At 42.4% G+C, this 6,395-nt stretch carries 6 protein-coding genes; 4 read left to right on the plus strand and 2 right to left on the minus strand.

Annotated elements, in window-relative coordinates; all coding sequences use genetic code 11:
- Positions 1 to 1,736 precede the first annotated feature (1,736 nt).
- Positions 1,737 to 1,949, plus strand: a complete 213-nt coding sequence (locus B2X72_RS26675) for a gliding motility-associated C-terminal domain-containing protein (RefSeq protein WP_414711802.1) — start codon at positions 1,737 to 1,739, stop codon at positions 1,947 to 1,949.
- 70 nt (positions 1,950 to 2,019) lie between these two features.
- Here the strand turns inward: B2X72_RS26675 and B2X72_RS17450 are convergent, their stop codons facing one another.
- Both B2X72_RS17450 and B2X72_RS17455 read right to left on the minus strand, forming a co-directional pair.
- Positions 2,020 to 3,483: a hypothetical protein gene (locus B2X72_RS17450; RefSeq protein ID WP_070569906.1), complete on the minus strand. Its 1,464-nt coding sequence runs from the start codon at positions 3,481 to 3,483 to the stop codon at positions 2,020 to 2,022.
- 483 nt (positions 3,484 to 3,966) lie between these two features.
- Entirely contained in the window at positions 3,967 to 4,353 is a 387-nt protein-coding gene (locus B2X72_RS17455; RefSeq protein ID WP_070569902.1) for a hypothetical protein, read from the minus strand.
- A 50-nt stretch (positions 4,354 to 4,403) separates the two neighbouring features.
- On the opposite strand from B2X72_RS17455, the gene B2X72_RS17460 reads away from it, so the two are divergent.
- The 3 genes from B2X72_RS17460 to B2X72_RS17470 form a co-directional block, all read left to right on the plus strand.
- Positions 4,404 to 5,282 carry a LytR/AlgR family response regulator transcription factor gene (locus tag B2X72_RS17460; RefSeq protein ID WP_070569900.1) on the plus strand — a complete coding sequence of 293 codons (879 nt, stop codon included), beginning with the start codon at positions 4,404 to 4,406 and terminating at the stop codon, positions 5,280 to 5,282.
- Positions 5,283 to 5,596: 314 nt separating this feature from the next.
- Positions 5,597 to 6,049, plus strand: coding sequence for a DUF6660 family protein (locus B2X72_RS17465; RefSeq protein ID WP_139145093.1), 453 nt, complete (start codon positions 5,597 to 5,599; stop codon positions 6,047 to 6,049).
- 211 nt (positions 6,050 to 6,260) lie between these two features.
- Positions 6,261 to 6,395: efflux RND transporter permease subunit (locus B2X72_RS17470; RefSeq protein WP_286850887.1), on the plus strand; the 135-nt coding region annotated here is incomplete at its 3' end.

The raw sequence follows: 6,395 nt of genomic DNA on the forward strand, positions 1-6,395 counted from the left end.
ACATCCTATTGCAGGCACAAACCTGTTAAACAATATGTCTATTTTTACTACCCCGGTTGTCGTCCCACATCCAGGTAACACCAGCCAATATTATATTTTTTATATCCGGAGCAACGGGCTAGTCTACTCTTTATTTGATATAAGCCTGAACGGTGGCTTGGGAGATATTGTGCCTGGCAAGAAAAACATAGCACTTACCGGCTGGAATATGATTGCAGATAACAAGATAACTGCTGTTAAAGGTTGCAACGGAGTATGGCTTGTTGTCCGCTCTTATATTACCAATGAGTATTTGAGTTTTCATGTCGGCTATAATGGTTTGAATGCCGTTCCGGTAGTTTCGGAATGCGGCAATCGCCCATTGATAAATTATGCGGTATCTGCGGGATCACTTACGAGTTCAGAAGATGGCAATAAATTCGCAATCGGTCTTTGGAAAGGCGGCGCATTTAATTTACCTGGTGGTATTGAGCTTTATGATTTTGAAAAATGTAGCGGCAAAGTTAAAAACGCCCGTTTGTTGGAAAACAATCAATGGATATCAGGTGCATGTTTTTCACCTGATAATTCCAAGTTATATACTACAGAAAATGATGGACCTTATTTCGGGAGTGCAGGAACATATTATTTCGGAAAGGTTTATCAATATAATCTTGACTTACCATCGACAGCTGATATTATTGCTTCGAAAACTTTGATCTTAAGTAATCCAAATCATTGGAATAGATTCTTATGTCTTCCAGATATTTCCTGGTTCGGGGATCTACGGCTGGGGCCTGATGGCAAGATTTATATCCTGGACCAGCATCCACCGGAATGTCCCGATCCGGCTATTCCCAAAATGACATTCCATGTTATTCATCAGCCCAATAACTTGGGTCTGGCTTGTGTGCCGCAAACGGAAGCATTATACAGTCCCAGCAATAACATGATCAATATGTCGCCGACCAACGGGCTTACGGATTTGCCCAAAATCATTATTACTGCCGGACCGCCACCAGATACCCTCTACGGAAAAACTTATACAATTGATGCCTGTTTTAAAGACAGTATAACCCTTTATGCTGCTTCCGCAAAGGCATGCTACCTATGGGATAATGGCTTACGTGATAGTTTCCGAATTATTTACGATGATGGCGTCTATGTTGTTGCATACTTTCAGGATTGCACCGTTATCCTCGATACCTTTAAAGTTCAGTTTAGCAGGCTTCCCGACATGGACCGGCTTATATACGGTTGTCCCGGTGATATCGAATTACAGATTAAAAAAATTGCTGGCGATACTGCATTGCTCAGCTATGAGCTAAGAAATGAAAGTGGTGAGCGGGTCCGATCCGCGCAAAGCTCTTCTGGCTTTCAATTTAAAAGCCTGGATGCGGGTAGCTATACCTTACAGATCAAACGGGAACAGTGGTGTGATACCACAATAAATATACAATTAGATGCTTATCCGGCGCCGGAACTTATTGTCGCTCCCTCTGATACCACGATCCGCTATGGTGATGCAATCCGGCTCAGGGCCAGCGGAGCAATCTTATATAGCTGGTTTCCGGCTTCATCGCTGGATACACCGGTAGGGCCGCACCCTATTGCCATGCCATTGGTGCCGACCACTTATTCAGTGGTTGGGCTCAATGCTTATGGCTGCAGCGATACCGGCCAGGTACGTGTAAATATTGATTTTAAGNNTACCGAATGCATTTAGCCCGAACGGAGATGGTCTCAACGATATCTTTATGTTGGCCGGGCTTACTTATCAAAAAATACGCCTTTTTGAGATTTACAACCGATTTGGGCAAAAGGTATTTAGCGGTACTGGCGCTGGGGGCTGGAATGGTACGCAAAACGGTCTACCGTGCGAGATGGGGACCTACCATTACCTAATCGTGCTGGACTATCCGGATGGCAAGTCAAAGACCTTTAAAGGTGATGTTTTGCTTTTGAGATAGATAGTACGAGTATATTGAAAAATGTCTAAGACCATTATCTTTTCAGATAATGGTCTTTTTTATTAACCACTTAAACGCAATAATTTGTATTTAGCGGACACATATCTACCCATCCATTACTTACCCATGAAGTTGCACCGTAGGCGCCCCTATAAGTCGGATGCTCAAATAGGCCAGCGCTATCCCACGTAAAATCTGAATTGTCCAGGTCTGTCAGCCCGAGGGTAAAATTTGGCGTAAAACTACTGCTGCAAAAGTTCCCACAAAAACTGGAATTATAACCTAACGTGGAGATATCAGCAGAAAACTGATTGCCGATCTGCTGGCAACCTAGGCCGGAGCCCGCGATCCAGGATACCATACTTGCCCCGCAGCCCGAGTTTGTAACCCAATCGGTATTAGTTATGGTTCTAAAATCAGTTGCTGCTGAGAGATTACGCAAGGAGTTATAGGAGAATTTTAATTGAAAGCCACCGGTAGTCGTATTGGCTATTACATCATTGGAAAGGTTAAGCCCGTGACGGTTAAAGGCCGTAATTACGCTATTGTAAATTTTAGCAGAACCATTAGCTGCAAAAAATACTCCATCCTGGATATTACCGTTGCCTTGACCACAATAATTACCTCCCATAAGTGTGGTATTAGAAACAACCGGGTATGTTCTTGGTATTGCATTTGCTGGCTCTCCCAATAACACATTCTGAATTTCCATGCCATTTGCCAAAGACAATGGAGAAAGTGTATTTTGTTTTATTCCGCTCAGGTATTGGCTTCTGCCAATATAGCCATAGGACATGACAAAATCACTTCTTTTCGTGTTCATGCTTAAAATATTTTTCAGGTTGACGGAGCCACCTAAGACGCCAATACCATCGAGGCCGGAATTACTGATTTGGATATGATCCAGAGTACTGGCGCTACCAAGGGATGCCAATACGAGGCTGCTTTCCGACCTGCGGTCACTGCCGGAGCCCCCTCCTTTTCCAGCGAAATGGATCTGCACGTATTTAAAAGTTCCTACGCTACTTGCAGCAGAACTGCCACCTGCAGTAAAGCTGGCGCCGTTGATTTGGATGGCCAGCGCGTTACCCTGGTTGTTTGGTGCATTTCCCAAAAGATATACACCTGCCCAGTCACCGGCGGCACGGGACCCTGGGTTCTGGTTACTGGTAAAGATAATAGGGTTAGTGCTCGTCCCTGTCGCATTAATGCTGGCGTTTGGTAGTACGATGAGTGCCCCATTGGTCGCCTTTTCGCCCTGGATTACAACGCCGGGCTGTATAGTCAGTGTCGTGTTGTTTACGACCACATTGCCCCGCAGCAGGTAGGCATTACCGGCAAGCAAAGTGGTTGGCGTACTGATCGTCCCTGAAAGTACAATTGGCGGACAACTTACAGAGACAGCTTTTGCCTTTTTGCCGGCTGTTTCATTCATGTCCCCATAATCATTTTGTTTCTGCTTGTTGCAGGAAAGCACTGCGACTACTGCAATAAAGACCATTACAGCAGCAGCCATTAAATTTTTTCTTTTCATTTTCGTATTGTTTAGCCTTATGGCGATTATAAATAATAACGGAGGTTTCTTACCTGTTGCTTATTACACAGGTTAGGGTGGTTGGTATAACGATTGTGTTTTCATAATGACCTGGTTGTGGTTATGCTTTGCTCTTGCCGTGAACATCCCATACACACAAGCTGTTTCCTTTAAGGTAAATTTCGGAGCTAAAGGCAGTAAGATGCAAGTGTTGCAGATAAGTGTTCAATGGAATGCAAACAGGGTTAAAAACGGCCTTCTAATAGCCATTACAGCCGTTTTTGTGAGAATGGATAAATGAGCCTTCATAATAAAAATATACTCAACTGCGGGGTTTGGAAAACGAACTGCTGTGAATCGGAAATGAATTGCACGAATTTGTTATTGAGCTGAAGAATCCACGTTTTCTGGGAAATCACAACCATAATAAAAATCCCCGGAAACTTGAGTATTCCGGGGCATCCGATTGTTACTCACAGGTCCTTAGATGCCTGTTTCAATGGTAAGGCTACCGCTAAATGTATCGGTTACGGACTGGGTACCGGCAGTATTCTCTTCCTTGGACTTGATCCATTTTTCACCGACCTCTGCCGATGAAATTTCCTCGGTACCTAAGCCCGGAATATAGGCCACCGGCCAACGGTTAACCACAGCGCGTGATGCCTGGTCCTTAAATATAGCCAGGAATCCTGGGGCCAGACCGATCAGGTAATTATACTGAGGGGCAGTAAGTTCAAAATTATCCACTATCCAGGTAACGATATCAACGGATATTAATGCGGCCTGGGCAAGCAGGGAATTGTCATCAAGAGCGTAAAGCTCTGTTGTTTTCTGATTTACACCATAGGGCGTTAAAGCTGGTTTGAACATATTTATTATATTAGTTTTTAATTTGTTTAATTGTTGTTATTGGAACGATCATGAAACAATCCCAGGACATAGAAACCAAAGACCAAATGTCTAAACCTCGTTACAGTGACATGCTGTTCCGGATAATTATTTGTTTGCCGGTTGCTTTTTTCATTGTCCTGTTCAATATTCACGTCGATGAATTCCGACTTGCAGCCATCGATATTAATTTTTGGATTGCTGTTGCCTGTAGCTACTTCATCGCCCTGCTCCTGCTATGGTCCGTAAACCGGATATCTGTCTACCTGGACCGGAAAGGGTATCATTGGCAGCAAAATACCGGGCGCCGTTTGATCATGCAGCTGGCCCTGGGATTTTTTCCGATGGCCTTTGCAGCCTTTGTGCTTGCGACGATTTACTTCTGGACGGTTTATTCTGTTCATATCTTCGACACTCGATATCTGACCATCGATTATCCTATCGTCCTGTTATTTTTGATGTTTGCCAATGCCTATTATGCCTTCTACTTCTTGTGGCATTATGCTGCTGATCTGGCAGAAAAGCAAAATCCGGCAACCAGGACATATCAAGCCGATGAAATACCTACCGAAAAGGATTTTTTCCTGGCTCAGACTCTAAACGGGATCGAAAAAGTACCGGTCTCAGAAATTGCCTGTTTCAGAAGGTTGGACGTAGGCTATCAGCTTTGCACCTTTGACCGAAAGTATCTGCTAATAGAGCAGTCTTTAAGCGAAATAGAACCAGAGCTGAATGCAGCACAGTTTTTTCGTGCGAACCGTCAATATATCGTCAGCCACAAATTGTGCAAGACATACCGTCCTCATGGCAAAAGCGGCCAGTTGGAACTGTACCTCGATCATCCTTTAAATACTAGGATCATCGTCGGCAGGCCTACTGCTGCGAAATTCGAGCGATGGCTGAAGAGATAAGGGGCGGACTTTTATTGAGGGCAAGGAAGGTAATCATTGCGAGCATACTGAAATTGTAAAAGGTTCCGGAACCATTTCCTGAACTGTAACAAAATTGATAAGGTCCCGCTATCATTTGAGATACCTAGAAGGTAGCTACTGCTTTTTAAAGTGATGTTATATGGTATAAATACTCTATGCAGCCTTAATAACAATCTCAAGAATCACTAAAGTAACTTATTCATAGGCAACGTTTTGAAAATGGTTCTTATTGCTTTTATTTTGCTTATAGGACCGCGTTACTCAGACCTCACCAAGATAAAAAATTGGGGGGATTGGAGTTACAATACCGAAATAAAACGATAACATCTTATCGACGCAATTTTCTATTATGGGATTTTGAAGCAAAAAAAAGATTTCAAGATACTTGGAATCATATTTTTTTTCTACTTTTGTTATTAGTTATGAGGTGCAAAGCAGCAATTATATTATTTTACTTCTTGGGGCTATTTTTAGTTCCATGTAGTGATGCACAAAATATTTGCGAAACGCCAAAAGAACTAAGTATAGAAATAGCGCATAGTCATAACCAAGATACAGATGACAATTGCACTCCATTTTGTCAATGTGAATGCTGTAGTGTGACAGTGGTTTCTTTCAATTTTGAATTACCGGGATTTGTTATCCCTATTCAAACATTTTCTTCTAAAAAAGTTATTATCAGAGATTCTAACTTCTTATCCCGCTACGCTGGTAGCATTTGGCAGCCGCCGAAATTTAACATTTAACTTTTCTGGGAATGCTATGTCTTCTGGTATAATGTGTATTTATATACATTACTAGTCGTATTGTATTTGGTGTCTAACACTTTATATAAAGTGTTGCAACTACCAATTGTCGATATTTCACATTGACTCATAGATTCTCCTTCTCCGCCTTTTCATCCATTGGTGGAATTCCCTTCTTTTTCTATTAAATGTTAAAATAACAAAATACATTGTGTTAGACAATATCATAAAATTCAGTATCAAGAACAAGATAATCATTGGCTTAATGACCTTGTTACTTATTATCTGGGGAGTATGGAGTGCAACCAAACTGCCTATAGATGCCGTACCTGATATTACCAACAAT

Origin of the sequence: Sphingobacterium sp. UBA7253 (assembly GCF_002472745.1) — a bacterium.
GTDB lineage: Bacteria > Bacteroidota > Bacteroidia > Sphingobacteriales > Sphingobacteriaceae > Sphingobacterium > Sphingobacterium siyangense.